This window comes from Deinococcus budaensis, assembly GCF_014201885.1.
Classification (GTDB): domain Bacteria; phylum Deinococcota; class Deinococci; order Deinococcales; family Deinococcaceae; genus Deinococcus; species Deinococcus budaensis.
In genome coordinates this window covers 101179-127748 of record NZ_JACHFN010000003.1, presented here as the reverse complement: position 1 = coordinate 127748, position 26570 = coordinate 101179, and the positions used below count along the sequence as shown (strand labels likewise).

The following is a 26570-nucleotide window of genomic DNA, read 5'->3' as shown; positions in this document are numbered from 1 at the left end:
GGACTCATGAAGTCGGCGCCCTGGCCCCCTCACGCGGCGGCGGCGGGTTTCCCGCACACTTCCAGGCGATGAGTCTCCGCATTGCTGGTCAGAAGGTCCTCGCCATCGTGCTCGCGGGGGGCAAGGGCAGCCGCCTGGCCCCGCTGACGACCGAGCGGGCCAAACCCGCCGTGCCCTTTCTGGGAACCTACCGGCTGATCGACTTTCCGCTGTCCAACCTGGTCCACAGCGGCATAGGTGACGTGTGGGTGATCGAGCAGTATCTCCCGCACGGCCTCAACGACCACCTCTCGGGCGGGCGGCCCTGGGACCTCGACCGCACGCGCGGCGGGCTGGTGGTCATGCCGCCCTTTTCCAGCCCCGAGAACGAGGACGGCGAGTTCGCCCAGGGCAACGCGCACGCCCTGGCCCAGCACGTCCGGCTGATGCGCGAATTCGCCCCCGACGTGGTGCTGGTCATGAGCGCCGACCACATCTACAAGCTGGATTACTCCGACGTGATTCGTGAGCACGTGCGCCGGGGCGCCAGCGTCACGATGGTGACGACCGAGCTGGCCGACCCCGCCCAGGCCACCCGCTTTGGCAACGTGCGCGCCGACGCGGAAGGCCGGGTGACCGAGTTCGCCTACAAGCCGGAGGAGCCGCTGGGCAAGACCGTGACCGCCGAGGTCTTCGTGTACGGCGCGGCCCTGCTGATGGACACGCTGGAGGAGCTGGAGCGGCAGGGGGAACTGGGCGACTACGGCGAGGAACTGCTTCCCGCCCTGGTGGCGCGCGGGGACGCCTACGCCCACCCGATGGAGGGCTACTGGATGGACGTGGGCACCCTGGACGCCTACATGCAGACCCACCAGGATTTTCTGGACGGGCGGGGCTTCGTGCTCGACACGCCAGAATGGCCCTTTATCACCAGTTCCATCGCCTGGCCGCCCACGCGCATTCACGGCTCGGCCCACCTCGACCACGCCTTTGTCTGCGGCGGCGCGACCATCCAGGGCGAGGTGGTCGGCAGCGTGATCGGCCCCAACGCGGTCGTGGAAAAGGGCGCCAGCGTGCGGGACAGCATTGTGCAGGCGGGGGCGGTGGTGCGGGCGGGGGCCAGCGTGAGGAGCGCCATCGTGGACGCGCACGCGGTCGTGGAGGCCGGGGCGCGGGTCGGGGGCCAGGGCCAGGGCAGCCCCCTGAGCGTGATCGGCGCCCACAGCGTCGTGGAGGCGGGAGCGCAAGTCGGCCCCGGAGTGATCGTCGAGCCGCGCCAGACGGTCCGCGCCGGGCACGAAGCCCACAGCGTTCTCGCGGCGCAGGCGGACGACCGGGCCGGGAAGTAAGGGGCCAGGCCGGGGCCTCGGCGGCGGCCCGGCGGCCCTCGGCGGGCTGCTCCGGCGCCGCCGGGTTCTGGCCACCATTGCGCCCCCCGCCCCCCGCGTACACTGCCAGGCCGATGAGCGCCGCGCCCCCGCCTCCCTACACCCTCCCCGCGCACCGGCTCAGCGTCGCGCCCATGCTCGACTGGACCGACCGGCATTGCCGCGCCTTTCACCGGACGCTGACCCGCCGCACCCTGCTGTACACCGAGATGGTGACCACCGGGGCGATCTTACACGGCGACCGCGAGCGGCACCTGGGTTTTTGCGCGCCGGAACACCCGCTGGCGCTGCAACTGGGCGGCTCGGACCCGGCGGCGCTCGCCGAGTGCGCCCGATTGGCCGAGGACCGGGGCTACGACGAGGTGAACCTCAACTGCGGTTGCCCCAGCGACCGGGTGCAGAGCGGCGCGTTCGGTGCCTGCCTGATGGCGACCCCCGACGTGGTGGCGCGGGCGGTGGAGGCGATGCGGGGCGCGACCCGCCTCCCCGTCACGGTCAAGCACCGCATCGGGATTGACGACCTCGACAGCTACGCGCACCTCACCCGCTTTGTCTCCACCGTCGCGGCGGCGGGCTGCGAGACCTTCATCGTGCACGCCCGCAAGGCGTGGCTCTCTGGCCTCTCCCCGAAGGAGAACCGAGAGATTCCCCCCTTGCGGTATGAAGCCGTGCAGCAGCTCAAGGCCGACTTTCCGGGGCTGACGGTCGTGCTCAACGGCGGCGTGCTGACCCTGGAGGCCGCGCGTGAGCACCTGGCCTGGGCCGACGGCGTGATGATCGGGCGGGCGGCGTACCAGGACCCGTACCTCCTGGCGACCGCTGACCGGGACGTGTTCGGGGAAGACGTGACCCCGCCCACCCGCCGCGAGGCGATTGAGACTTATTTGCCCTATGTCGCGGCGCAGCTGGAGGCGGGCCAGCCCCTGAACCGGATGATGAAGCACACCCTGGGCCTGTTCGCGGGCCAGCCGGGGGCGCGGCACTGGAAGCGTACGCTGAGCGAGGAAGGCCACCGCCCTGCTGCTGGGCTGGACGTGGTGCACCGGGCGCTGGCGGGGGTGCCGGACAGCGTGCTGGACGCTCGGCCTGGGGTAGGGGCAGAGCAGGTGATTTGACTGCTTGAAGTCTTTGACAAACTGACAGGAGCAAAGACCAAGAACCCCTCACCGGGCGACTGGTGAGGGGTCTTCCTTCGTCCACTGCCCTAGCTCTGCCGCCCCGCTCGCCGCAGCACCACGCCCGCCACCACCGTCCCCGCGAGGCTGAACAGCGCCGCCATGTAAAAGGCCGCGCCAGGTTCGTGGTACGGGTTGCCGGGCCGGGTAAACGCCGCGAAGACGCTGGTGGCGACCAGCGGCCCGACCACCCCGACGAGGCTCTGCACGCTGGTCAGGGCGCCCTGCACCCGCCCCTGCTCGGTGGGGTCCACCCGGCGGCTGATCAGGCCCTGAATGGACGGCCCCGCGATCCCCGCCAGCGACCCCAGCACGATGGAGGCGTACAGCATGGCGTCCGTGCGGGCCGCGCCCAGCAGCAGGTACTGCACGACGCCCAGCAGCAGCCCGGTGATGATGGCCCCGCGCTCGCCCAGCACCCGCACCGCCGTGCCCACCAGCCCCGCCTGCACGACCGCCGAGAGCAGGCCCACCAGCGCGAGCGCCAGCCCGTTCTGGGTGGCCGACCAGTCCAGCACCCGCTCGGTGAACAGCACCCAGGTGCTGAAGATCACCTGCTGCGCCATCCCGATCAGGATGAAGGCGGCGGCGAGGTTCCGCACGAGGGGATAGCGCCCCAGCACGGTCAGCGGCGCGAGGGGATTGAGACGGATGCGCTCGGGCGTGCCCCGGCGCTCCGGCGGCAGCGACTCGGGCAGGATGAAAAAGCCGTACAGCGCGTTCAGCAGTGCCAGCGCCGCCGCCACCAGAAAGGGCAGCCGCACGTCCACGTCGCCCAGCACGCCGCCCAGCGCTGGCCCCAGGATGAACCCCACCCCGAAGGTGGCTCCCAGCAGCCCGAAGGACCGGGCGCGGTTTTCCGGCGCCGTGACGTCGGCCAGGTACGCGTTCGCCACCGTGATGCTCGCCCCGGTGACCCCGGCGATCACCCGGCCCACGAAAAGCCACCACAGGTTCGGCGCGAAATACAGCAGCAGGTAGTCCAGCCCCAGCCCCATCAGGCTCAGCAGCAGCACCGGCCGCCGCCCGTAGCGGTCCGACAGCGCCCCCAGGATGGGCGCGAACACGAACTGCATCAGCGCATAGACGGCGGTGAACACGCCCAGCAGCCGCGCCCCCAGCGTGGGATCGCCCGCGAGGTCGCTGACCAGCCCCGGAAACACCGGGATGATCAGCCCCACCCCCATCACGTCCAGCAAGACGGTCAGCAGGATGAAGGGCAGGGCGGCACGGCGGGCCGGAGACGGGGAGGGGAGAGGGGGAGCAGTCACCGGCAGATTGTAGGCGCGGGGCTGGCCGCCAGCCATCTGCCAAAAGGCCACAGGCTGGAGAGGGCCGGGGTCTCCCTGGTCCGCAGCCCGTCCACTTCATGTTCCCCGCGAGGTCGCCGGAGAGAACAGGGGCCGTCTGGAACGCGCTTCTCTGCCCGGTGGCCGGCGTTCACCCGGCGGGGGGCAGCGGTCAGCGCAGGAACTCTTCGCCGCCCTCCAACCGCCGGATCCACGCGGCGATCAGGTCGATGCAGGCCTGCACGTCGCGGGCGTCCACCATCTCGCTGGGCGAGTGCATGTAGCGGTTGGGGATGCTCACGACCGCCGTGGGCACACCCGAGCGCACCAGCGTCAGCGCGTCGGCGTCGGTGCCGGTGTAGCGGCCGCTCGCGCTGAGGGTGTAGGGAATCCCGGCCTGGCCCGCCGCGTCCTGCATCTGGTGCAAGATGGCGGGGCTGGTCATCGGCCCCACGCTGAGGTTCGCGCCCGAGCCGAAGGGCACGGTGCCGTACTTCTTCTCGCTCACCCCCGGCTGCCGGGTCTCGTGGGTCACGTCCACGGCCACGCCCGCCACCGGGTTCAGGCGGTGCCCGCTGACCTGCGCCCCGAACACGCCGATCTCCTCCTGGCTGGTGCCCACGGCGACGACCCGGTGCCGCAGCTCCACGTCCTGGAGCGCCCGCAAGGCTTCGAGCACGACAAAGCCCCCCACCCGGTTGTCGAGCGCCCGGCCCACGATCTTCTCGCCCACCCGGACCGGCCCCTGCTCGATCACCCCGTAGGTGCCGACCGGGACGCGCGCCTGAACCTCTTCCTTGCTCAGGCCGACGTCGATCCAGAGGTCTTCGAGCTTGGAGGCGTTCTTGCGGTCTTCCGGTTCCATCACGTGAATGGCCTTTTTGCCCACCACGCCCAGAAGGTCGCCGCCCGGTGCCAGCAGCCGGACGCGCTGGCCGACGAGCACCTGCGGGTCCCAGCCGCCCACGCCCAGCACGCTGAGAAAGCCCTCGTCCGAGACGTGCGAGACGATCAGCCCGATCTCATCGAGGTGGCCCATCAGGGCGACGGTGGGACCGTCCTCGGGGCCGAGTTCGGCGTACACGTTGCCGTAGTGGTCCTCCGAGACGCGGGCAAAGGCGGCCGCCTCCCGCTTCCACACGTCGGCGGCGCGGCGCTCGCAGCCGCTGGGGGCCGCCTCGCGCAGCAGGGCGAAGAGAAAGTCCTCGTTGAAGGGGGCGGCGGCGCGGCTGGTCGTGTTGTCGTGGGTCACGCGGCCAAGTCTAGGCCTCCCGGCTATGCTCGGCCCCATGAGCCAGCCTGCCTCTGCCCCGGCCCCCGACGTGCGGGTCCATGTGGACGTGAGTTACCTCCCGGCGCACTCGGCCCCGGGGCGCCGCCTCTTTACCTACGTGATCCGCATCGAGAACCGCTCGGACGAGACCTGGCAGCTGCTCGCCCGCCACTGGGACATCCTCGACGCCTCGGGCCGCCAGACGGTCGTGGACGGCGAGGGCGTGGTCGGAGAGCAGCCGGTCATCCCGCCCGGCGGCGCCTTCGTCTACGACTCCTTCGTGACGGTGCAGGACACGCCGGGCCGCATGGCGGGCCACTACCTGATGCAAGACGCCTGGGGCGTGCGCGTGCAGGTGCCCATCCCGCCCTTCGTGCTGGAGGTGCCAGGGGAGCGGACGCTCAATTAGCTGCCCGTCGCACGCCCTGCTTTTTCTGGCAACTGGCCTCTGGCGGCCTCACGCCTGCGGCACCTCCGCCTCCACCAGCGTGCCGTGGCGCGGTTCGCTGAGGACCCGGTAGCGGCCGCCCCGGCTCTCGACGCGCTCGCGCATCTGCATCAGGCCCAGGCCCCCGGCGCTGCTCACGCGGCCCGAGATCTGGGCGGGGTCGAAGCCCGCGCCGTCGTCCTGCACCCGCAGGGTCACCCGGGCGCCGCCGTGCAGGGTGACCGTGACCTCGCGGGCGCGGGCGTGCTTGGCGACGTTGTTGAGGCTCTCTTGCAAAATTCGGAAGACCATCGCCTCGTCGCCCGGCGCAAGGTGAATGTCGCCCGAGACGTTGAGGACCGTGCGGACGCCGTTTTGCTCCCCGAAGTCCTCGACGTAGCGCCGCACCGTCTCCAGCAGGCCGTAGCGTTCCAGGTCGATGGGCCGCAGGGCGAAGATCGAGCGCCGCACCTCCCGGATCTGCTCGCGCAGCAGGGCGGTGGCCGCGCGGACCTCGGCCTCGGCCTTTTCAGGGTCGCTGTGCAGCTGCCGGGTGACCACGTCGAGCTTCAGCGCGGCAAAGGCCAGCGACTGCGCCACCCCGTCGTGAATCTCGCGGGCGATGCGGGCGCGCTCGTCGCTGATGGCGAGTTCTTCGGAGTACAGGTAGGCGCGGGCGTTGCGCACCCCCAGGGTGGCCTGCGCCGCCAGCAGCGCCAGCAGCGGCAAGCGGGCATTCTCGAAGGCGTCGGGGCGGGCGTCGCCCAGCACCAGCACGCCCACGAGTTCCTCCTCGTCGCGCATCGGAAAGCCCAGGGCCGTGCAGATGCCGCCCCCCGGAAAGACCTCGGCGGCCTCGTCGGCGCTCGCCACCAGCGGGGTTCCGGCCTGGGCGACCCGCAGGGCGAAGGGCGGGGCCAGGGTGCCGCGCGAACTGCTCTCGCCCCCGGCGTCCTGGGCGTATTCCAGCCGCAGCACGCCGTCCTGGTCGCTGAGGTAGGCGGCCCGCGCCCCGGCCCCCGCCCGCGCGGCCATGTTGTGCGTGACGCGGGCGAGCAACCGGCGCATGTTGCGCTCGGCGCGGATGGACTGGTCCACCGAGTACACCGTCATCAGGTCGAGGGTCCGCTGCCGGGCGGCCTCCACCCCGGTCGCCACCTCGGCGGCCAGGGCCTGCGCCAGCGCCTCGGTCTCGGGGGTGGGCGGCGTGTCGAAATGCAGCGCCAGGGCGCCGCCGCCCGGAATGGGAACCCGCAGGCCGTAGCGCCCGGCCGCCGGGGCCGCGTGGCCTGTCCCGTCGCCCACCGCCGAGGCGCTCAGGCCGCCGGGCACGGTCAGGGTCGCGTGCTGCGCCCCGGTCGCCCGCACCGCGCCGCGCGCCGCGACCTCGACCACCGCGCCCATGTCGGGGGCGTCGGTCAGGTCGCGCATCAGTTCCTGCACTGCCCGCAGCCGCGCGTGCGAGGTGCTGAGCTGCGCGTAGGTTCCCCGCAGCTCGTGCTCGGCGCGCTCGCGGGCGCGGGTGCCTTCCGCGATCCACTCCACGCTGAAAAAAGTCACCGCCGGACCCAGCAGGCCATAGAACAGCAGGTGCGCCCAGACCTCCGAGCGGGGGCTGGGCAGCTGGGCGATGGCGTACTCCACCACCGCCACCACCAGCACGATCAGGGGCGGCAGCACGTTCCGCACCAGCTGCACCCGCCGCGACAGCGGCCACCCCGGCGGCGCAGGCGGCGAGGCGGCGGGCAGCGTGGCGGGCAGGTCCGTCATGGGAGACAGTCTAGGGAGGCGCTGGGGAGAGCGCCGTAACGCGAGACTCAGGAGGGTTCAGCCTGCCCCGGCAAGGGTCTGGGCGGTTCTGCGCGGGCCACCACCCACCACCACACCATTCCCAGAGCCAGAGCCAGCACCGAGAGGCCGAACCAGACCGAGACCGGTACCCGGTCCACCAGCGGGGAGACGATCAAGAGGACCAGCGGCATCCCCACTGCACCTACCGCGTTCAGCACCGCAAAGACCCGGCCCAGGTAGGCGCCCGGTACCAGCTGTTGAAGCAACGTTACCACCGGCGTATTGACCAGCCCCAGGCCAAACCCCAGCAGGAATGCGCAGGCCAGCAGGACCGGGAACAGCGGTCCGGCCCACATGCCCGCGTAAGCGAGGGCAGCCACCAGCAAACCGGCGCTGATGGCCGGACGCAGCGGTAGCCTGCGGCCCACCACGGCGATAAGCGCTCCCGCCAGCAACATGCCGCCGCTCTCCAGGGCCAAAAAGACTCCATAGCCCTGTGCGCCTGGTCCCAGGGTCTCCATCAGTTTGGGCATGACCACTGCGGTGGGGGCCAGGACGCCGTTGAGCACCAGGGCGATGACCGGGAGAAAGCTCAGGATTCTGGAGCGCCGCATCAGCGACAGCCCAGCGCGCAGGTCAGCCCACAGCCCCGTCCGCGTGGCCTGTTGCTGGCGGGGAGGCAGGTGAATCCACACCAGCAGCGCGGCGAAGATCAGGAAAGCGGCGCTGTTGAGCAAAATCGCCACGGCGGGCGACCACTGCGCGACGATCCAGCCTCCGGCCAGCATACCCAGCAGGCCCATGCTTTGGCCCAGTCCGCCCAGCAGCCCGTTGGCCCGCGCCAGCTCTGCCGCAGGCACCAGTGCGGGCACGGCGGCGCTGCTCGCCGGACTGACGAAGATGGCGGCCAGGCCCCCGGCGAACGCCGCCGCGTTGACCAGCCACAGCGGCACCTCGCCCCAAGCCAGCGCCAGCCCGCCCACCGTGAGTTGCAACAGACCCTGGAAGACGTTCGCGGCGATCAGCGGCACTTTAAGACTGACCCGGTCCACCAACGTGCCCGCCAGCGGCATCAGCAGATTCGGAACCAGGCTTAGGGCCAGGGTCTGCGCCATGCGGCCCGCCGAGCCAGTCTGATGCAGCACCAGAAAACTCAGGGCGATGGAGGCCAGCGCCGCGCCCAGCCGGGCCTGAGCAGAGCCGATCAGCCACAGCAGGAAACTGCGGTTCCAGAGGGTGGTCATGTCCGGCAGTGTGTGGGCGCAGGGAATTGAAAAGACAGCGCGTCTTTCAACGGCCCGGTGTCTACACTCAGGAAGTGACTGAGAGAGCCGTGCTCCCCCCCGCACCCCAGCCCCAGACCACCGACGCGGCGCAGGCGGCCCTGCTCCTCGACGTGGAGTTGCGGCCTCTGCTGGGGCTGCTGATGCAGGCGCCCAGCACGGCCCGCGAGGTCGCCCAGCACCTGGACGTAAAAATCCAGCGGGCCTACTACCTGCTGCGGAAACTGACCCGGAGTGGGGTGGCTCAGGTCCAGGTAGAGCGGGAAACCGGCAGGCAGACCCTTCGGCGGTATGCCGTGGCCCCGCGCTGGTTCATCCCGTATGAGATCACGCGGGCCGAAACCCTGAACGCCTTTCTGGCCGGGCAGATTCTGCCCCGGATCGAGCGGTTCGTGGACCACAGTGTCCGGCTGATTCAGACGCAGCAGCCGAACTGGGGCTACTGGCTGGAGCGTGCGGAGCAGAGCAGCAACCTGCGGCTGGGAGGGCCGGACGGGTCGGCCCAGGGCCTCTTCGGGGGGGACGAACCTTTCTTGCTGAATCTCGGGATGGCCCACCTCACCCGCGCGGACGCTACGGAACTCAAACGCCGTCTGCTGGCGGTGATGGCCGAATTTGGGGAACGGGAAACGCCAGAGGCAGACGCCTACACCGTCGGCTTGCTGCTGGTTCGCGGCGAGGTGGGCTGAGCGAGGAGCGGAGGTGTGGAGGGCTATTCGGCCCGAGGCTCGGCAGCCGCGCTCGGGGACACACTTTCTCTCTCCGCGCCCCGTTTTCCCGCGTCCTCCACCTTCCACTGCACCTGCCGCAAAAAGCCCCGGAAAAGTCGGCTCTCGGCGCTGCTCATCAGCGCGCGGTCGAGCAGCGCCCGCCACAGCCGCAGCGTGTGCCGCGCCCGCACCGCGTCGGTGTAGCCGATCAGGTGCATGGTCTCGTGCAGGTGGCCGTACAGCGCTTCCATCTCCTCGCGGGTGGCCGTCTTGCGGTCGTAGGCGGGCGTGTCGTCCTGCGCCTGCAAAAACTCGTAGCAGACCAGCAGCACCGCCTGGGCGAGGTTCAGGCTGGCGTAGTCGCCGGTGGGCACCCGCACCGTGACCTGACACTGTTCCAGGTCGGAGTTGATCAGGCCTGTCTCCTCCGGCCCGAACACCAGCGCGGGGGCCGACGCCGCGCGCACCAGCGGGCGCACCTGAGCCGGGTGGCGGGGGGCAGGCAGGTCCGCGCGGATGCGGGCGGAGGTCCCCACGCTCACGTCGCGGTCGGCCAGGGCCTCGCGCAGGGTGGGGTAGACCCTGGCCGACCGCAGCAGGTCCGAGGCGTGGACGGCCATCGCCAGCGCCTGACTGTCGAGCGGATCGCAGCGTGGGGCCACGATCCGCAGGTCATGCGCCCCCATGTTGAGCATCGCGCGGGCCGCCGCCCCGATGTTGCCGGGCGTTTTGGGAGAGACGAGGACGACCGCGAGGTTCACGCCCGGGATGCTAGCGCGCCAGTGCCCCGCCGCAGGGCTGCCCTCACCCCGCCGCGTAGATGGGGTTCTCGATCTCCACGCCCAGCCCCAGCGCGAGGTCGGCGGCGAGTTCCTCTGGGGTGTCGCCCCAGCTCTCCACGCTGACGTGCGCCAGCCCGCGCGCCCGCACCCGCGCGCAGACGCCCAGCAGCAGCGCCGCGCGCAGACTGGTCTGCCGCAGGTCGGGGCGCACCCCCGGCGCGTCGAGGCGGGCGTAGCCGTCTTCGGGGGCCGCGCGGCACAGGCCCGCCGCCCGGCCCTCCGCGTCCAGCGCGATCAGGCTGAGGCGGGGATCGAAGCCGCCCGCCCCGTCCCCGGCGGCGGCGGGAACGACCGCGTGGTGCCCGATCCGGTCCTCGTGGCAGGCGAGCGCGCCAAGACGGGTGGCGAGATCGGGCACGTCCGCCAGCGGCAGCAGGCGCAGCCCGGCGGGTGCTTCGGCCCCTGCGGTGGGCGTCTCCCCGGCCAGCAGACGATAGGCGGCGACCTCGCGGTATCCGGCGGCCTCCAGCGCCGCGCGCGTGAACAGCGAGCCGTCCGCAAAGGCGTAGGCTCGCCCCCCGGCCTCCCGCGCGGTCTGGGCGAGCGCCCGCGCGGCCTCGTGGTGCCCGGCGCCCGGCCGCGCCCCGCCCACCAGCTCGGCCCCGTGCGCCGGGCTGGGGCGCAGGCCGACCGCGCCCAGGACCTCGCCTGCCGCGTCCTGGGCGATCCAGGCGCCCCGCAGCCCCTCGGCCATCCAGGCGACCGCCTCCTGGGGGGCGCCGTACAGGTCGGCGAAGAGGGGAGGCAGGTCCAGGGATCGGGCGGGAAGGACCGTCACGGGCATGTGGGGAGGCTATCAAGCGTGGCTCAAGGCCGCCCGCGCCCTCCGCGCCCTAGCCTGAGAGGCATGACCCAGCCTGCCCCCGCGCCCCAGACCGTGCTGCTGCTCCACGCCTACCCCCTCTCCGCCGCGATGTGGGACGCGCAAAAGGCCGCGCTGGAGGAGGCGGGCTTCGCGGTCCTCGCGCCCGATCTGCCGGGCTTTGGCGGTCAGGCGGGCGCGATCACCTCGCTGGAGGACGCGGCCCGCGACCTGCTGGGGGCGCTGGTGCTCGAACCGGTGGCGCTCGTCGGGCTGAGCATGGGCGGGTACCTCGCCATGGAGCTGCTCGCGCAGGCGCCGGAGCGCTTCACCCGGGTGGTCCTGGCCGATACCAGCCTGCGCGCCGACGACCCCGAAAAGACCAAAGACCGTCTGGAGCAGGCCGACCGGGTCGAGCAGGAGGGGGCCGCCTTCATCGTGGAGGCCGCCGAGAAGGAGCACTCGCCCGCCACCTTCCGGCGGGTGCGGCCCATGATCGAGACCGCCTCCCGCGAAGGCATCGCCGGGGCGCTGCGGGCGATGGCGCAGCGGCCCGAGCAGCGCGACACGCTGCGCGACCTCGCGGTGCCGCTGCTGGTGCTCGTCGGCGAGCATGACGAGATCACCCCGCCCGAACTCGCCCAGGAGATCGCCGACGCGGGGCGCGGCACCCTGCGGCTGATTCCCGGCGCGGCGCACCTCTCCAACCTCGACGCGCCGGAAGCCTTCAGCGAGGCGCTGCTGGCGTTTCTGCGCTGAGACCCGCCAGGCGGGCGTACAGCTCGAGGTAGTGCCGCGCGGGGTTGTCCCAGCTGAAGTCCAGCGCCATCCCGCGCGTCACGCGGCCCCGCCACTCGGCCGGGTCGTCCAGGGTGCGGCGGGCGAGGCGGCAGGCGTCCAGCAGCGCCTCCGGCTCGGCGGCGGCAAAGCGGAAGCCCACGTCGGGGGGCACGGTGTCCACCAGCCCGCCCGTCTCGCGCACGACCGGCAGGGTGCCGTAGCGCAGGGCGATCATCTGCGACAGGCCGCACGGCTCGAAGCGGCTGGGCATCGCGAAGATGTCGGCCCCGGCGTAGATGCGGTGCGCCAGCGCCTCGTTCAGCCCCGCCACGAAGGCGACCCGGGGGTGGTGTGCCCAGCCGGTCAGCGCGGCGGTCAGCAGCGGGTCGCCGCCCCCCAGCACGACCACGTTCCAGTCCTGCACCAGCTCCGGCAGCGCGCGGATCAAGAGGTCCATGCCTTTCTGGTCGGCCAGGCGGCTCACCACGCCCAGCAGCGGGGCGGCGTCCAGCCCGAATTCCGAGCGCAGCGCCCCCCCGTTGGCGGCCTTGCCCGTAGCGTCCGCGTAGGGGCGGATGTCGGGGTCACGGCGGGGGTCCCAGCGTTCCTGGTCGAGGCCGTTCAGGATACCGCTCAGCCGCCCCTCCAGGGTCAGGCGCACCAGCAGGCCGTCGAGGCCCTCGCCGTACTGCGGGGTGGTGATCTCGCGCGCGTAGGTCGGGCTGACGGTGGTGACGTGGTCCGCGAAGACCAGCCCGGCTTTCATCAGGTTGAGGTCGCCGTGAAACTCCAGGCCCTCGGGGGAAAAAGCCCAGTCGGGCAACCCGGTCCAGCCGCGCGCCTCCGCCAGAGTCCAGCGGCCCTGGTACTGGAGGTTGTGGACGGTGTAGGCCGTGCGCCAGCCGGCCAGGTGCGCGTGGGCGACCGCCAGCCCCGCCTGCCAGTCGTGGCCGTGCAGCACGTCGGGCCGCACCCCCAGTGCCGAGAGCAGCGGCAGCGCCGCCCGCCCGAAGGCGCAGAAGCGCTCCACGTCGTCGTCGTGGTAGAGGCCGGGGCGCGCGAAGCCGGGAAGGTCCAGAAAGAGGAAGCGCACGCCGCCCTCCCGCAGTTCCCCCGCCCGCACCGGGCCGAGCGTCCCGCCGGAGCCGGGCAGCTCGCCGCGCCAGACCTCGCGGGGGGTGCCCGCCAGCCCCGCATACCACGGCGAGAGCACCGTGACCTCGGCGCCCAGGCTCTCACCCTCCAGGCGCGCCTGCACCGCCGGAAGGGCGCCCAGCACGTCGCCCAGCCCCCCCGACCGCGAGTAGGGAAACACCTCGGACGCCACATGCAGCACATGCATGGCCCGACTGTACCCCGGGGTTTGACAAGCCGCGCTCCTGCCCGCTACACTTCCCCTCGCTCGCCTGGACCAGGGGCTCTTAGCTCAACGGTCAGAGCAGTCGGCTCATAACCGATTGGTTGCCGGTTCAAATCCGGCAGGGCCCACCACAGCGGCACATGGGCGGTTAGCTCAGCGGTAGAGCATTCGCTTCACACGCGAAGGGTCGTAGGTTCAAATCCTATACCGCCCACCACACAGAAGACCTCGCTTCGGCGGGGTTTTTGCTTGTGGCCCCGGGCCGCCCGCTTGACCCACCCTGCTTAACCCCGCCCGCTTGACACCGTCACGCCGGACGCCGCCATGATGGGCGCATGACGCCCCTGCGCCGCGCCGCGCTGCTGCTCTGGCTGCTGGCCGCGCTGCTGGCAGGCCTCTTCTGGTCGCTCTCGGCGGTGCGGGGCGTGCGGGCCGAGTTCGAGACGGGCGCGCGCATCCTGCACCGGGTGCTGTCGCAGCGCAGCGAGCCGCAAGAAGCGGTGCTCGTCAGCCTGGGGGCGCTCGCCCGCGCGGGGGTGGGGGAAGGGGCGCTGGCGCAGTACGCCGCCGCGCTGCGGGCGCAGTACCCGCAGATCGTGGGGGTGCAGCGCTGCCGGGGGCGCTGCCTGGACCTGGGGCCGAGCGGCCTGACGCTGCCCGCCGCCCGGCTGACCCCGGACCCGGCGGGCCTGCGCTGGCACCCCGGCGCCCCCACCGTGTACGCCCTGGCGCGCGGCGAGATGCGGGTGTGGGTGGACGCCCGGCGGCTGCTGCGGCCCGGAGACCTGCCGGACCCGGCGGCCGCCTTTCAGGTGCGGCGGCCCGGCGCGGGGACCGTCCTGCTCGACACCGCCCGACTGGAGCCGCAGCCGCCCTTGGGTGCGGCCGACCGGCTGCTCCCGGTGCTGGGGGTCCGCAAGGTGCTGGGCAGCGCGGCGCAGCCTTTCGTGTTCGAGGGGCGCCGCCCCCTGCACTGGGCGGAGTTGCCGCTGGCGGGCCTGGCCGTCTTCGCCGCCCTGTCAGGGCTGGCGGCGGCGCTGCTGGTGAGGCTGATCGAGGGCCGCGAGGGCGCCCGGCAGGCGGCGCGGGAGGCGGAGCGTGCCCTCCAGGCCGAGCGGGCGCGGGCCGAGCGGGCCTTTCATGCGGTCAGCGAGGCCTTGATCGTCACCGACGCGGCCGGGCGGGTGCAGCTCACCAACCCGGCGGCGCGCGCCCTGCTGGGCGCCGGGGCAGAGGGCGGGGCGCTGGAAGGCCGCGACGTGCGCGAGGTCGTGCGCTTTCAGGCCACGCTGGGCCAGCGGCCCTTCGACGCGCCGGGCTTCTGGCGCAGCCCGGCCCTGGCCGAGCTGCCCGAGGGCGTCACGCTGCTGACCCCGGCGGGCGCGCGGCTGGTCGAGGGGGCGCTGGCCCCGGTGCTGGCCCCGGGGCACGGCGGCGAGGCCGCTCAGGAGGGCCAGGCGGCGCAGGACGAAGGACGCGGTCCCGCCGGGTGGGTGCTGGTGCTGCGCGACGTGGGGCCGCTGCGGGCGCGGGTCGTCGCGGCGCTGGAGGACGGCGAGCGGCGGGTGCGTGAGCACGCCGAGATGCTCGCGCACGCCACCCGCCTCGCCACCCTGGGCGAGATGGGCGCGGGGCTGGCGCACGAACTCAACCAGCCTCTGACCGCCATCGTCAGCCACGGGCAGGCGGCGCTGCGGCTGCTGGAAGACCCCGCCCAGACTGGGCGCGCCCGCCGCTCGCTGGAGGCGGTGGTGACCCAGGCGCGGCGGGCGGCGGACATCATCACCCACCTACGCGGCTTCGTGCAGCGCGCCCCCACCCGCGCCCGCGAGGTGGACGTGAACCAGGCCGCCGAGAACGCGCTGACCCTGGCGCGGCCCGACCTGACGCGCCTGGGCGTGCGGCTGGAGACCCGGCTGCACCCCGGTCCGCTGCGGGTGCAGGCCGACCCGGTGCACCTCGAACAGGTGCTGCTCAACCTGCTGCGCAACGCCGGGGACGCCCTGGCCGGGGCCGAGCGGCCGGAGATCGAGGTCGCGACGGCCCGGCACGGCGCCGAGGTGCGCGTCACGGTGCGCGACCACGGGGAGGGCCTGGACGCGGAGGTGCTCTCGCGGCTGTTCACGCCCTTCACGACGACCAAGGCCGGGGGCCTGGGCCTGGGCCTGTCGCTGTCGCAGACGCTGGTGCAGGGGATGGAGGGCCGCCTGGACGGCGAGAACCACCCGGCGGGCGGCGCCCTGTTCACCGTGACGCTGCCGCTGGCCGTGCCGCAGGCGCGGGAACCCGCCGTGGCGGCCGCCCGTGGCTGATCCCGGCCCTCCCGAGCTGCGCGAACCCACCGTCTTTCTGGTGGACGACGACGACGCGGTGCGCGACGCTCTGGCCACCCTGCTGGGCACCGTGGGGCTGCGGGTGCGCGACTACGCCAGTCCCGGCGCCTTTCTGGCCGACCTCGACCGGGAGGCGCCCGGCTGCCTGATTCTCGACCTGCGGATGCCGCAGGTGAGCGGCCTGCACCTGCAAGGGCAGCTGCGCGGCCTGGGCGTGGACCTGCCGGTGATCATCGTGACCGGGCACGGCGACATCGAGCTGTGCCGCCGCGCCTTTCAACAGGGCGCCACCGACTTTCTGACCAAGCCGGTGGACGAACACGACCTGCTCGACGCCGTGCAGCGCGGCATCGAGCAGGACCGGCGATCGCGTGAGCGCCAGGCCGCCGGGGCGCGGGCGCGCGCCCGCCTGGCCCGCCTCTCGGCCCGCGAGCGCGAGGTCCTGCGCCTGCTGGTGGGCGGCCACAGCAACAAGCAGGTCGCCCGCGAACTGGGCATCTCGGCCCGCACGGTCGAGACGCACCGCGCCAGCGTGTTCGAGAAGCTGGAGCTGGACTCGCTCGCCCAGCTGGTGCGGGTGTATCTGGACAGTCTGGACCCGGGCGCCCCCGACGCGCCGTGACGCCTGCGCCAAAGACCCCGCTGCCTCCGTAAAACTACGCAGCCGGGCTGTGGGCCGCCCGCATGGCGCGGCCGCAGGCGGGGGGCGCAGCATGACGGCCATGAAGACCTTTGCGACCTTGCTGCTCGGCCTGACCCTCGCTTCCGGTGCCCTGGCCCAGACGGCGCCCGCGCCGACCCCGGCGCCCGTGCAGCTCGCCACCACGCCCACCGTGTCCGCCGCCAGCCTGAGCCTCTCGGCCGCCGTGCGGGTGGCGCAGCTGACGGTGCAAAACTGCGCGCAGCTGGGCTACAACGTGACCGCCACGGTGGTCGACCGCGCCGGGATCACCCTGGCGGTCGCGCGGGCCGAGAACGCCGGGCCGCACACCGTGGACGCCAGCTTCCGCAAGGCCTACACCAGCGCCAGCACCCGCAACACGACCGCCGCCCTGGCCGAGAACCTGCGGAACAACCCGGCCTCGGCCGAACTTGCCAACATCGACCGCTTCCTGGTGCTGGCGGGCGGCGCCCCCATCCGGGTCGGGGGCGCGGTCGTCGGCGCGGTGGGCGTGGGCGGGGCACCCAGCGGGGCCACCGACGAGAAGTGCGGCACCGACGCCGTCCGCACCGTCCTGGGCCAGTGAGCGCCAGGTCAGGGAGGGCCGTGCTGCTGGCGGCCCTGCTCGCCCTGCCCGGCGCCGCGCTGGGCGGGGCCGGCGCGGGCACCCCGCCGGGCCGACCCGCCGCCCAGGAGAAGCGCATGACCCTGAACACCGAGCTGTGGCAGGCCGCCGAGGCGGGCGACGCGCCGCGGGTGCGCGAGCTGCTCGCGCGCGGCGCCTCACCGGACGCCCGGCGCGCCGACGGCCGCAGCGCCCTGACCTTCGCCGCGCTGGGAAACCACGTCGCGGTGGCCCGCCTGCTGATTGGCGCAGGGGCCAACCCCGACCCGCAGGACCAGGCGCGCAACAACGCCCTGCTGGTCACGGGCGAGACTGGCAGCGTTCCCATGCTGCGTGAGGTGCTGCGGGCGCGGCCCGATCTCACCCGCACCAACCGTTTCGGCGGCACGGCCCTGATTCCGGCGGCGGACCGGGGGCATGTGGCGTACGTCCGCGAGATCCTGAAGACCGGCATCGACGTGAACCACGTCAACAACCTGGGCTGGACCGCCCTGCTCGAAGCCGTGCTGCTGGGGGACGGCGGCCCGCGCCACCTGGAGATCGTGCGCCTGCTGCTGGCCGCCGGGGCGGACCCGAACCTCGCCGACCGGGACGGGGTCACGCCGCTGGCCCACGCCCGGCAGCGCGGCTACGCAGGCATGGTGCGCCTGCTGACTGCGCGCGGCGCCCGCTGAGGCGCGGGAGGTCAGCAGGCGTGACCGGAGTGCCCCACCCGGCCCGCCCCTCCGCGCGCCGACTGTAAGCGCCGGGCCGCGTTGCCAGGCGGGTAGGCTGGGGGGGTGACCCTCACGCTGCTGGTGCTGCTGCTGGTCTTCTGCCTGGTGCTGTGGAGCCGCCTGAACGGCGTGAGCGCGGAGGTCCGCCGCCTGCGCGAGCGCCTGGAGTGGCTGGAGCGGCAGGCCCCGGCGAGGCGGGCGGCCGCGGAGCAGGCACCCGGGCAGCCTGGCGCCCCGGCCCCGCCCCGCGCGGAGGCCCGTGAGGCGGCTGAGGCGGCGGCCCGGCGCGAGCTGCTGGGGCAGGGCCTCCTGGTGCCGCAGCCGCCCCTCCCTGCGGGACCCTCGTCGGCGTCTTCGCCCTCGACCTTGCCCTCGCCGCCTTCGCCCCTGTCGCCCGGGGCTTGGCCGGAAGACCAGTCCCCCGGGCCGGGCGACCCTGCCCCCGCCCGGGCGCCGCTGCCCTCGCGTACGGTGTTCGCGGGGCTGGGGGCCGCCGTCACGCTGGGGGGCGCGGCCTGGTTCACCGCCGCGCTGGCCCGCAGCGGGGTGCTGACGCGCGAGGTGCTGCTGGGGCTGGCGGCGGGGCTGGCGCTGGCGCTATACGCCGGGGCCGGGCGGGCCGCGCCGGTTATCGGGGAGGCGCTGCGGGGGCTGGGGTACGGCATCCTGGCGCTGTGCATCGGGGCGCTGGTGGGGGCGGGCGTGGCCCCGGGCGCGGTGTTTGCGGCCATCCTGGCGCTCAGTCTGGCGGTGGGGCTGCACGGCGCGGCGCAGGGGCGGCTGCTGGGCACGCTGACTGCCCTGGCCGGAGCCAGCGCCGCCACCTGGATCATGGCGGACAACCTGGGGGACCCCCTCTTTGCCCAGCTCGCCCTGCTGGGCATCCTGGGGGCCACGGCGCTGGCGGAACGCCGCCTGAGCGCCGGAAGCGGGGTCTCCCGGGCGCCGGGGGACGTGACCCCCGGCACCGGCGCGGCCCAGCTCGCCCTGCTCCCCGGCGTCAGCCTGCTGGGGCTGGTCGTGACGGCGGCCGTACACGGCCAGACGGGCCATCCGCTGCTGTGGGCCGCGCTGCTGCTCGCGGCGGTGGGGGCGGCGCTGGCGCCCGGCCTGCGCGCCCAGGAGAAGACCGGCCCGCGCCTGCCTCCCCGGCCGGTCCTGGCGGCGGCGGGCATCCTGCTCGCGGGGCTGGCGGGGTCGCCGCCGCTGCTGGTCCCGCTGGAGGGCGGCCTGGGCGGCGGACGGGACCCGGCGGAGGGCCTTTCCACCCTTGCCCTGCTGCTCGTCGGAGCGGTGTGCGCCGGGGGGGCCGCCGCGCTGCACCGCCGCTCGGTGGCGGCCGGGGAGGAGCGCCGCCTGGGCCTGCTGCGCGACGCCCTGCTGGGCGTCGGTGTGGGTACCCTGGGCGGCGCGCTGGCGCTGGGGGTGGACGGCCCGCGCCTCTCCACCCGGCTGCTGGGGCTGGCGACCGGGGCGGCCCTGCTGGGCGGGTGGCTGCGCTCGCAGGTGTGGCGGCGGCTGGGGGCGGCCGGCGTCGCCGCGCTGCTGCTCGACCATCTGCTGCGGCCCTGGCCCTCCTCGGTGCTGGTGGCGGGGCTGGGGCTGGGGGCGGGGGCCGCGCTGGGCGGCCGGGTGGGCGCGGGCGTGGCCGGGGTCGCCGGAGCCGCGCTGGCCGCCTCGGTGACGGTGCTGCCCGCTGCGGGCGCGGGGTGGCCGGTGCTCGACCTGCGCTTCGGGCTGGCCTGGCTCGCCGCGCTGGCGCTGCACGGGGGCGCGCTCGGCCTGGCCCGCGCTGGACAGCTCCCGCGTGCCCGCACGCTCGGCTGGGCCGCCGTGGCCGCGGGCGTGCTGCTGGTGGCGCTCGCGCTGCTCCTGGCCGGGTCGCCCACGCAGGCCGCCGTTCACGCGCTGCTGGCCGGCGCGCTGCTGGGGTGGGGGCCGGGCGGACGGCAGGCGGGAGAAATGCTGCGCGGCGGTCCGCGCCGCCTGCTCGTCGCCCTGGAGTTGCTGGGGGCGGCCTCGGCGGTCCTGGGTCTGCTGGCCTGGGGCCTGGGCGAAGGCGCCGCCGGCCTGACCTTTGCCGGGCTGGGGCTGGCGCTCGCCGTGCTGGCCGCCCTGCTGGCCCGGGTGCCCGGCCAGAGCCGCTGGCCGTGGCGGGCCTGGCCGGCGCTGGGGCTGGCCGCGCTCGCCAGCGCCGGGGCCATGCTGGGCGGGCCGGGCACGGCCGGAGAGGGCGCGCTCACGCTGCTGGGGGCGTGTGCGGCGCTGGCTGCCTTGGGGGGCTTGACCACTCCGGCCGGGTTGCGCCGGCTGCCCCCAGCTGCTTCCCTGCGCCAGCGCCGGGTCACCGCGCAGGCGGTGCGGCGCACCGGGGACCCGCTGTGGCGCGACGCGCTGCTGCCCGCGCTGGGCCTGACCCTGCTGGCCCTGATGGGCCGCACCGCCGAACTGCTGTGGCGCGGCCCGGACGCGCGGCTGCCCCTGGCCCCCACCCTGACCTCCACGGCGGTGGGGCTGGCCGCCTCGGTCGCGCTGCTGGTGCTCGCGCGGCGCGCGGGCAGGCCGCTGCGGTGGTGGACCGCGCTGCTGGCCTTTGGGCTGGCGGCGGGCAAGCTGGTCTTCGTGGATCTGGACGGCCTGGGCGGCATGGCGCGCGGCGCGGCGACCGTATTGATCGGCTTGCTGCTGCTGGGGATCGGCCAGCTTGCCCCACGCCCGGAGACCCAGCACCCGCAGGCCCCGCGCCCGCAGGATGAGGCAGAGGGGCAAGAGGGCGGAGCCGCCTGACCGGGGAGGCGCCGGGTCTTCTTCAGGCCAGCGGCGCCGGGCAAAGGTGAGGCAGGCAAAGGTGAGGCAGGCAGAAATGAGGCAGGCGGCACCGCCGGCAGGCGATAGGCTGGGCAAGACCATGCTCCCGTCTTCTTCCCAGCCCCCGCTTCGTGGCCCCCGTGAGCGCGACGTGCGTGACCGCGCCCGCTCCCGCCGGGTGCGCGGCCCAGCGAGCGGCCGACTTCCTCCCGCGCCTCCCCGGCGGCGCCTGTCCCCGGCAGGCCAGGAGACCCCATGAGCGACGTTTTCCCCCTGCCGCCCTACCCGGCCCAGGCGCCTGCCCGCCGCCCGCTGGAGGGCGTGGGCACGGCGGCCGTGGTCGTGACCTACAACCGCAAGGCCTTGCTGGTCAAGTGTCTGCGCAGCCTGCTGAACCAGACTGCGCCGCTGGCGCGCATCTACGTGATCGACAACGCCTCGACCGACGGGACGCCCGAGGTGATTCCGGCCGACGAGCGCGTCACTTACCTGCGGCTGGACCGGAATCTGGGGGGGGCCTACGGCTTTGCCTACGGGGTCCGCAAGGTGCTGGAGGGCGACTTCCGGCACGTGTGGCTGATGGACGACGACTGCTTTGCCGAAGACGACGCCCACGAGCAGCTGCTGAAGTGGGAAGGCACCGCCGAGGCCCTCTGCACCGCCGTGCTCGCTCGCGACGGGACCTACGATCTGGGCCACCGGCGCAGCTTCAACATGATCACCCTGGCCGATACGGCCCTCGGCCCGGAGATCTACGCCCAGGCCTGCACGCCCATCGACATGTTCACCTTCGTGGGCGTGCTGATCCCGCTGGAGGTGGTGCGCCAGGTCGGCGTGCCGGTGGACAACTTCTTTTTCATGGGAGACGACACGGAGTATGCCCTGCGGCTCAAGTCGCACGGCCTGCGGACGCACCTGATTCCCGCCAGCCGCATCTGGCACCATGGCAGCGTGCCCGGCCACGCACCGCGCGGCAAGTTCGAACCCAAGCGGCACTACTACAACATCCGCAACAGCCTGCTGATCCGGCGGCGCTACGCCACGTCGCCCCTGTGGCTGGCCCTGAGTTTCGCCGCCTACGCCCTGCGCGGTTACGGGGGCCTGGCCCGCCACGGCGAACTCACCTGGCGCTCGGCCGCCCTGACGACCGAGGCCCTGCGCGACGCCCTGCTGGGCCGCGCCTACGTCAAGGACTTCGGGCCAGGCTGACGGCGGCGCCCAGGCCGGGTGAGGCCGGAAACGCCCCCACCTGGCGAGAGGGACCCGCAACCGGCGGCCCCCTGGGTCCGCTTGCCCGCGGAAGCGGAAGGGGCCTGGTTCCTGGGCCGGGCCGCCGTGGTCGCCGGAGCCGGACGCCGGATGTGCGAGGATACCCGCCGTGCGCGCCGCTCCGACATCCTCTCCGGCCCCTGCTCCGCCAGCGCCGGCTCCCGCGACCATGGTCCCCGCAGCCCCGCCCGAGGCCGCCCCGCCCCGGACCCTGGGGGCGGGCCTGCTGCTGGTGGTCCTGATCGTCGCCTTCGAGTCGATGGCGGTGGGCACGGTGCTGCCCCGGGTGGCGGACGAGTTGCGGGGGCTGGCACTGTACGGCTGGGCGTCGAGTGCGTTCTTGCTTGCCAGCCTGTTCGGGGCGGTGCTCACGGGCCTGCTCTCGGACCGCCGGGGGCTGGCCTTCGGGGCGGCCGTCTCGCTGGGGGTGTTCGCCGCCGGGCTGCTGGTGGGCGGCCTGGCCCCCACCATGCCCGTCTTCGTGCTGGGGCGGCTGATTCAGGGGCTGGGGGCCGGGGGACTGGGCGCGCTGCCCTTCGCGGTGATCACGGCCCGTTACCCGGAAGCCGCCCGCGCCCGGATGCTCGCGGCGGTGTCGAGCGCCTGGCTGCTGCCCGCGCTGCTGGGACCGGTGATCGCCAGCCTGATCGCGGACGCCTGGTCGTGGCGCGCGGTGTTCTGGGGCCTGCTGCCAGTGCTGGCGCTGGGCGCGCCGCTGTGCGTGCTGCCGCTGCGGGGGGGGCGGCGGGCGGAGGTGGCAGAGCAGGTGGCCGGGCCAGAAGGCCGCCGCCTGCTGTGGCCCGCCCTGGCGCTGGCGGTCTCGGCGGGCGCGCTGGTCGAGGGCCTGCGCCGCCCCGACCTGCCCGGCGCGGGGCTGGTCGCGCTGGGGCTGGTGGGCATCGTGCTCGCCTCGCGCCGCCTCTTTCCGGCCGGGCTGTGGCGGCTGCGCCCCGGGCTGCCCGCCGCCCTGGTCGTGCGGGGGTGGGCGGCCTTCGCGCTGCTGGGAGCCAATTCTTTCCTGCCGCTCGCGCTGCACGAGCTGCGCGGCCTGACGCTCACCCAGGCGGGGGGCGTGCTGAGTCTGGGCGGAGCAACCTGGACGCTGGGGTCGTGGGTGCAGGCCCGGCTGGAGCGGCGTTTCGGCGCGGCGTCGCGGCCCGCGCGCATCCGCGCCGGGATGGTGGGGGTCGCGCTGGGGCTGGCCCTCACGGCGGCGGCGGTGCTGGGGTTCTTGCCGCTGTGGGGCGTCTATCCGGGCTGGTTCCTGGCCTGCCTGAGCATGGGCGCCGGGTACAACAGCAACACCCTCTTCGCGCTGTCGAGCGTGGCGCCCGGCGCGGCGGGGCGGCTCTCGGGGCAGCTCGCCAACATCGAGGTGCTGATGGTCGCGCTGGCGGCGGGGGCGGGCGGGGCCTTGATCGCGCGGGTGGCCTCCCTGGAGACGGCCTTCACGCTGGCGTTCGGCCTCACGCTGCTGGGGGCGCTGCTGACCTGGGGGGCGGCGGCGCGGCTGGGGAAAGGGGCTGACCTGACCGAGCGATGAGGCCCCGCCCAAGATTCCGCGCGGCCCGCCTCCACCCAAAGAAGGAGGAGCGCGGCGGCGCCGTTCACTACGCTGACCCCATGCCCAAACGTCTGCTGCTGGCCGCGCTGCTCACCGCCACGTCCGCTCCCGTTTTCGCGCAGTCCGCCCCTTCCACGTTGCGGCCCACAGTCCAGGCCACGACCCCGCCCACACCCGAGCAGGCCGCGCAGGTCATCGAGCGGCTGTTCGGCAGCATGTACGGGCCGGGCGCCGACACGCAGCTGACCTACGGCGCCGTGCCCGCCACGCTGCCCCTGCGCCTCGACCCGCGCCTGGGTGTGATCGCCAGCCTGCGGACCAGCGGCAATGGCGGCCAGTTCGTGCAGCACCGCGTCCTGCTGTCCAGCGCCCTGTCCGCCGAGCAGGCCCTCGCCGCGCTGACGCAGAGCCTGGCCGCGACCGGCTGGAAGCCGCTGCCCAATTACGGGCAGCCGGTCGGCTTCGTGACCGGGCAGACCCTCCGCAATGCCGGGTTTTACCGCGAGGGCGAGACCAACTTCATTCTCAACGCCAACCTGTCCGGGCGTGAGGGCCGGACCGACCTCGACCTGAACCTCAACCCCGTGGGGGACCAGCAGATCGCGTCCATCAAGAAGGCGCCCACCTCCCGCCCGTATTCGAGCCTGCCGCTGCTCAAGGCGTTCCCGGAGGCGACCGTCAAGGGCGGGTCGGTGGTGACCACCGTCAACGGCGCGCTCAGCAGCGTGCATGTGCAGACGGAGCGCAGCGCCAACGAGGTGCTGGCCTTCTACTCCGCGCAACTCAAGGCAGCCGGCTGGAAAGCCAGGACCGACACTCGCGACGGCCCGCTGCGGGTGGTGACCTACAGCCTCCGGGACCTTAACGGCCGCGAGGCACTGGGCACCCTGGGCATCCGCCCCTGGGAAAAGGAGGGCGGCGGGTACGTCCTGACCGTCAGTGTGCAGGGGTTCAAGCCCTAGCCTGCCCTGAACTAGCCCGGGCGCGACAGCCGGACTTCCAGCCGCCGCTGCACCCAGGCCAGCGCGCTGCTGATCGCCCAGTAGATCAGCGCCGCGGCCAGGTACGGCCCGAACGGCTCGAAGGTCCGCGCGATCACCAGCTGGGCGCTCCTGAGCAGCTCGACCACCGTGATCACCGACACCAGCGACGTGTCCTTGACCAGCCCGATCAGGGTGTTGCCCAGGCTGGGCAGCGCCACCCGCGCCGCTTGCGGCAGCACGATCAGCCGCAGGGTCTGCCGGGGGGTCAACCCCAGGCTCAGCGCCGCTTCCCGCTGGCCCCGCGGCACGCTCAGGATCGAGGCGCGCATCGTCTCCGAGAGGTAGGCGGCGGCGTTGAGCGTCAGCGCCAGCACGCCGCCCACCAGCGGACTCACGCTGATGCCAAAGGCGGGCAGCCCGTAATACAGCATGAAAATCTGCACCAGCAGCGGCGTGCCGCGCATAAAGGAGACGTACACGCCGCTGACCCACCGCAGCGGCCGCGCGCGCGAGAGCCGCGCCAGCGCGACCAGCAGCGCCAGCGGCAGCCCGAACAGCATCGCGGCCAGCGCGTACCCCAACGTGATGGGCGCGGCGGCGAGCAGGGTGGGCAGCGCCTCCCAGGCACTCCGCCCGACGGCTTGCAGCGGCTCGGGAATCATGGCGGCCATTGTCTCAGAGCGCGCCCGGCCAGGCCCTCATCCCGGGCACCGGGCCGGAGACGAGGCCCGCACCTCACGGCTGGCCCCTCAAGCCAGGCTCAGGGCTGCCCCACGTCCTGCCCGAACCACTTCTCGCTGATCTCGGTGTATTCGCCGCTGCCCCGCAGTTCACTCAGCGCGCGGTCGATGGCCTCGCCCAGCCCGGTGTTCGTCTTCTTGAAGGCCACGCCGACCGGTTCGGGATCGCCCACCACGCCCGCGCCGCGCACCGGCAGGTTGTCGCGCCGAATGAGGTAGCCCACCAGCAGGCGGTCGTTGTAGGCGGCGTCGATGCGGCCCGCCGCCAGGTCCGCGAGGTACTCGGGAGCGCCGGGGTAGGTCACCACCTCGATCCCGCCCGCCCCGCGCAGTTGCTGCTCGAAGTTGCTGCCCAGACCCACGCCGACGCGCTTGCCCTTCAGGTCCGCCAGCGACTGCGGATCGAAGCTGCCCGCCTGCGGCACGATGATCTGCGGCTGGCTGTAGGCGTACGGCTGGCTGAACCCGATGCTTTCCTGCCGCTCGGGCGTGATGCCGACCTGGTTGAGAATCACGTCGTACTTGTCGGCCTGAAGGCCCCCCAGGATGCCGCTCCACTCGGTGAGCACGAACTCGGTCTCCAGCCCCAGCCGCCCGGCCAGCGCCCGCGCGATGTCCACGTCGAAGCCGGTCAGCTCGCCCGCCTCGTCCCGGAAGGTAAAGGGCGGGTAGGTGCCCTCCATGGCGACTTTCAGCACGCCCGGTTCCAGGGTCGGCACGCCCGCCGCTGTGGAGGACGCCGTGGAGGAGGGAGAGGCCGTGGTCGTGGACGACTGCGTCTCGTTCTTGCAGGCCGTCAGGGCCAGCGCCAGGGTGGTCAGGAGCAGCAGGGAACGCATGGAAGACACCTCTCTGGGTCAGGGGGAAAGTCCGGCGCGGGGGCCGGGGGCCGGGGGCCGGGCCGCCGAGGCTTAGAACTTAAAGGGCCTCTCCCGGCCCGAATGTGGTGCGGCGGGGGCTGGAGCGGGGAGGGTGTCCCTTTTGCAAGGGCGCATGAAGGGCGGGCGGGTGGAGGGGCCAGCGGCGCGGGCCGCGGCCGGGCGCCGGGGCTTTTTCCCGTATGCTGGGCGCAGATGAGTGCCGTGATCCACCTGCAAGCGCTCGGGCTGACCGAATACGAGGCCCGCGCGTACACCGCGCTGCTGGCGCTGGGCCGCGCCGTGCCGGCCCGGGTGGCCCGGCAGGCGGGCATTCCCCGGCCCAAGATCTACGAGACGCTCGAACGCCTCGAAGGCCGGGGCCTGGCGGCGCGGATGGGGCAAAACCCGCTGGAATACGCGCCGCTCAGCGCCCGCGAGTACCTGGCGCGCGCCCGGCGCTCCTTTGACGACCGCCTGGGCGCGCTCGACCGTGACCTCTCGCGGCTGGCGCCCGACCCTGCCCCCGAGGCCGTCTACCACCTCTACGGCGAGGCCGCGATCCGCAGCCTCTGCGAGGACCTGACCCTGAACGCCCGCCGCAGCGTGTATATGGCGGGCGAGAGCAGCCTGGCCGACCGTCTGGAGCGCTTGACGCCCCGGGGGGTGGCGCTGCACCGCGCCGCGCTGACCGGGCTGCCCTCCATCGCGGCGGTGGGCCAGCGCGCCTTTTTGCTCGCCCGCGACGGCGAGGCGGCCGTGATCGCCCATTTCATCGACGAGGGCGGCCACGGCGAGGCGCACGGGGTCCACACCCACAACCCGGTCGTGATTCACCTGATCGAGGGCTACGTGGGGCTGGCTGCGCAGCAGGGGAGCGGCCCGGGTGGGGCGTTGACAAGCTGAGGGTCCGTT

23 protein-coding genes and 2 tRNA genes are annotated in these 26570 nt (G+C 73.6%); 16 read left to right on the top strand and 9 right to left on the bottom strand.

Annotation, left to right across the window (positions count from 1 at the left end):
* Positions 1–68 precede the first annotated feature (68 nt).
* Together HNQ09_RS05510 and dusA are read left to right on the top strand one after the other, a co-directional pair.
* Positions 69–1328, top strand: a complete 1260-nt coding sequence (locus HNQ09_RS05510; protein WP_184026567.1) for a glucose-1-phosphate adenylyltransferase family protein — start codon at positions 69–71, stop codon at positions 1326–1328.
* A 113-nt stretch (positions 1329–1441) separates the two neighbouring features.
* Complete coding sequence (gene dusA, locus HNQ09_RS05505; protein WP_184026564.1) at positions 1442–2482, top strand: tRNA dihydrouridine(20/20a) synthase DusA; 1041 nt, start codon at positions 1442–1444, stop codon at positions 2480–2482.
* An 89-nt stretch (positions 2483–2571) separates the two neighbouring features.
* On the opposite strand, the gene HNQ09_RS05500 is transcribed toward dusA, so the two are convergent.
* Positions 2572–3813 (bottom strand): TCR/Tet family MFS transporter, encoded by a 1242-nt coding sequence (locus tag HNQ09_RS05500; RefSeq protein ID WP_343057624.1) that lies wholly within the window; start codon positions 3811–3813, stop codon positions 2572–2574.
* A 190-nt stretch (positions 3814–4003) separates the two neighbouring features.
* Positions 4004–5083: a M42 family metallopeptidase gene (locus HNQ09_RS05495; RefSeq protein WP_343057623.1), complete on the bottom strand. Its 1080-nt coding sequence runs from the start codon at positions 5081–5083 to the stop codon at positions 4004–4006.
* Positions 5084–5120: 37 nt separating this feature from the next.
* On the opposite strand from HNQ09_RS05495, the gene apaG reads away from it, so the two are divergent.
* On the top strand, positions 5121–5513 hold the full coding sequence (gene apaG / locus HNQ09_RS05490) for a Co2+/Mg2+ efflux protein ApaG (RefSeq protein ID WP_184026556.1): 393 nt from the start codon (positions 5121–5123) through the stop codon (positions 5511–5513).
* 48 nt (positions 5514–5561) lie between these two features.
* On the opposite strand, the gene HNQ09_RS05485 is transcribed toward apaG, so the two are convergent.
* The gene (locus HNQ09_RS05485; RefSeq protein WP_184026553.1) at positions 5562–7301 is read right to left on the bottom strand and encodes a histidine kinase; all 1740 of its coding nucleotides are present in this window, start codon (positions 7299–7301) and stop codon (positions 5562–5564) included.
* 47 nt (positions 7302–7348) lie between these two features.
* Positions 7349–8566: an MFS transporter gene (locus HNQ09_RS05480; protein ID WP_184026550.1), complete on the bottom strand. Its 1218-nt coding sequence runs from the start codon at positions 8564–8566 to the stop codon at positions 7349–7351.
* A gap of 74 nt (positions 8567–8640) precedes the next feature.
* Here HNQ09_RS05480 and HNQ09_RS05475 point away from each other — a divergent pair, with 74 nt between their 5' ends.
* On the top strand, positions 8641–9294 hold the full coding sequence (locus HNQ09_RS05475; RefSeq protein ID WP_184026547.1) for a helix-turn-helix domain-containing protein: 654 nt from the start codon (positions 8641–8643) through the stop codon (positions 9292–9294).
* 23 nt (positions 9295–9317) lie between these two features.
* On the opposite strand, the gene HNQ09_RS05470 is transcribed toward HNQ09_RS05475, so the two are convergent.
* Positions 9318–10076 carry a TrmJ/YjtD family RNA methyltransferase gene (locus tag HNQ09_RS05470; RefSeq protein ID WP_184026544.1) on the bottom strand — a complete coding sequence of 253 codons (759 nt, stop codon included), beginning with the start codon at positions 10074–10076 and terminating at the stop codon, positions 9318–9320.
* 43 nt (positions 10077–10119) lie between these two features.
* Entirely contained in the window at positions 10120–10941 is an 822-nt protein-coding gene (locus tag HNQ09_RS05465) for a hypothetical protein (protein WP_184026541.1), read from the bottom strand.
* A gap of 63 nt (positions 10942–11004) precedes the next feature.
* Between HNQ09_RS05465 and HNQ09_RS05460 the strand changes: the two genes are divergently transcribed.
* Entirely contained in the window at positions 11005–11718 is a 714-nt protein-coding gene (locus HNQ09_RS05460) for an alpha/beta fold hydrolase (protein WP_184026538.1), read from the top strand.
* Here the strand turns inward: HNQ09_RS05460 and HNQ09_RS05455 are convergent.
* Positions 11687–13081: a glycogen synthase gene (locus HNQ09_RS05455; protein WP_184026535.1), complete on the bottom strand. Its 1395-nt coding sequence runs from the start codon at positions 13079–13081 to the stop codon at positions 11687–11689. The genes HNQ09_RS05460 and HNQ09_RS05455 overlap by 32 nt on opposite strands.
* Before the next feature lie 73 nt (positions 13082–13154).
* On the opposite strand from HNQ09_RS05455, the gene HNQ09_RS05450 reads away from it, so the two are divergent.
* From HNQ09_RS05450 to HNQ09_RS05405, 10 genes are all read left to right on the top strand, one after another.
* A tRNA-Ile gene (locus HNQ09_RS05450) sits at positions 13155–13230 on the top strand.
* A gap of 11 nt (positions 13231–13241) precedes the next feature.
* Positions 13242–13316: transfer RNA gene (locus HNQ09_RS05445), tRNA-Val, on the top strand.
* Between the two features lie 118 nt (positions 13317–13434).
* Entirely contained in the window at positions 13435–15411 is a 1977-nt protein-coding gene (locus tag HNQ09_RS05440; RefSeq protein WP_184026532.1) for a sensor histidine kinase, read from the top strand.
* Positions 15404–16054: a response regulator gene (locus HNQ09_RS05435; protein ID WP_184026529.1), complete on the top strand. Its 651-nt coding sequence runs from the start codon at positions 15404–15406 to the stop codon at positions 16052–16054. The genes HNQ09_RS05440 and HNQ09_RS05435 overlap by 8 nt, the downstream gene beginning before the upstream one ends.
* A gap of 100 nt (positions 16055–16154) precedes the next feature.
* Complete coding sequence (locus HNQ09_RS05430) at positions 16155–16679, top strand: GlcG/HbpS family heme-binding protein (RefSeq protein ID WP_184026526.1); 525 nt, start codon at positions 16155–16157, stop codon at positions 16677–16679.
* Between the two features lie 20 nt (positions 16680–16699).
* Entirely contained in the window at positions 16700–17392 is a 693-nt protein-coding gene (locus HNQ09_RS05425) for an ankyrin repeat domain-containing protein (RefSeq protein ID WP_343057622.1), read from the top strand.
* A 105-nt stretch (positions 17393–17497) separates the two neighbouring features.
* Complete coding sequence (locus HNQ09_RS05420; protein ID WP_184026523.1) at positions 17498–20221, top strand: hypothetical protein; 2724 nt, start codon at positions 17498–17500, stop codon at positions 20219–20221.
* Positions 20222–20497: 276 nt separating this feature from the next.
* Positions 20498–21451 (top strand): glycosyltransferase, encoded by a 954-nt coding sequence (locus HNQ09_RS05415; RefSeq protein ID WP_184026521.1) that lies wholly within the window; start codon positions 20498–20500, stop codon positions 21449–21451.
* 229 nt (positions 21452–21680) lie between these two features.
* Positions 21681–23054, top strand: a complete 1374-nt coding sequence (locus tag HNQ09_RS05410) for an MFS transporter (RefSeq protein ID WP_184026518.1) — start codon at positions 21681–21683, stop codon at positions 23052–23054.
* A gap of 80 nt (positions 23055–23134) precedes the next feature.
* Positions 23135–24037: a hypothetical protein gene (locus HNQ09_RS05405; RefSeq protein WP_184026515.1), complete on the top strand. Its 903-nt coding sequence runs from the start codon at positions 23135–23137 to the stop codon at positions 24035–24037.
* A gap of 11 nt (positions 24038–24048) precedes the next feature.
* Here the strand turns inward: HNQ09_RS05405 and HNQ09_RS05400 are convergent, their stop codons facing one another.
* Positions 24049–24720 (bottom strand): amino acid ABC transporter permease, encoded by a 672-nt coding sequence (locus HNQ09_RS05400; protein WP_184026512.1) that lies wholly within the window; start codon positions 24718–24720, stop codon positions 24049–24051.
* Positions 24721–24818: 98 nt separating this feature from the next.
* On the bottom strand, positions 24819–25637 hold the full coding sequence (locus tag HNQ09_RS05395; protein WP_184026509.1) for a transporter substrate-binding domain-containing protein: 819 nt from the start codon (positions 25635–25637) through the stop codon (positions 24819–24821).
* Positions 25638–25871: 234 nt separating this feature from the next.
* On the opposite strand from HNQ09_RS05395, the gene HNQ09_RS05390 reads away from it, so the two are divergent.
* Complete coding sequence (locus tag HNQ09_RS05390; protein WP_184026506.1) at positions 25872–26561, top strand: TrmB family transcriptional regulator; 690 nt, start codon at positions 25872–25874, stop codon at positions 26559–26561.
* Positions 26562–26570: the final 9 nt, after the last annotated feature.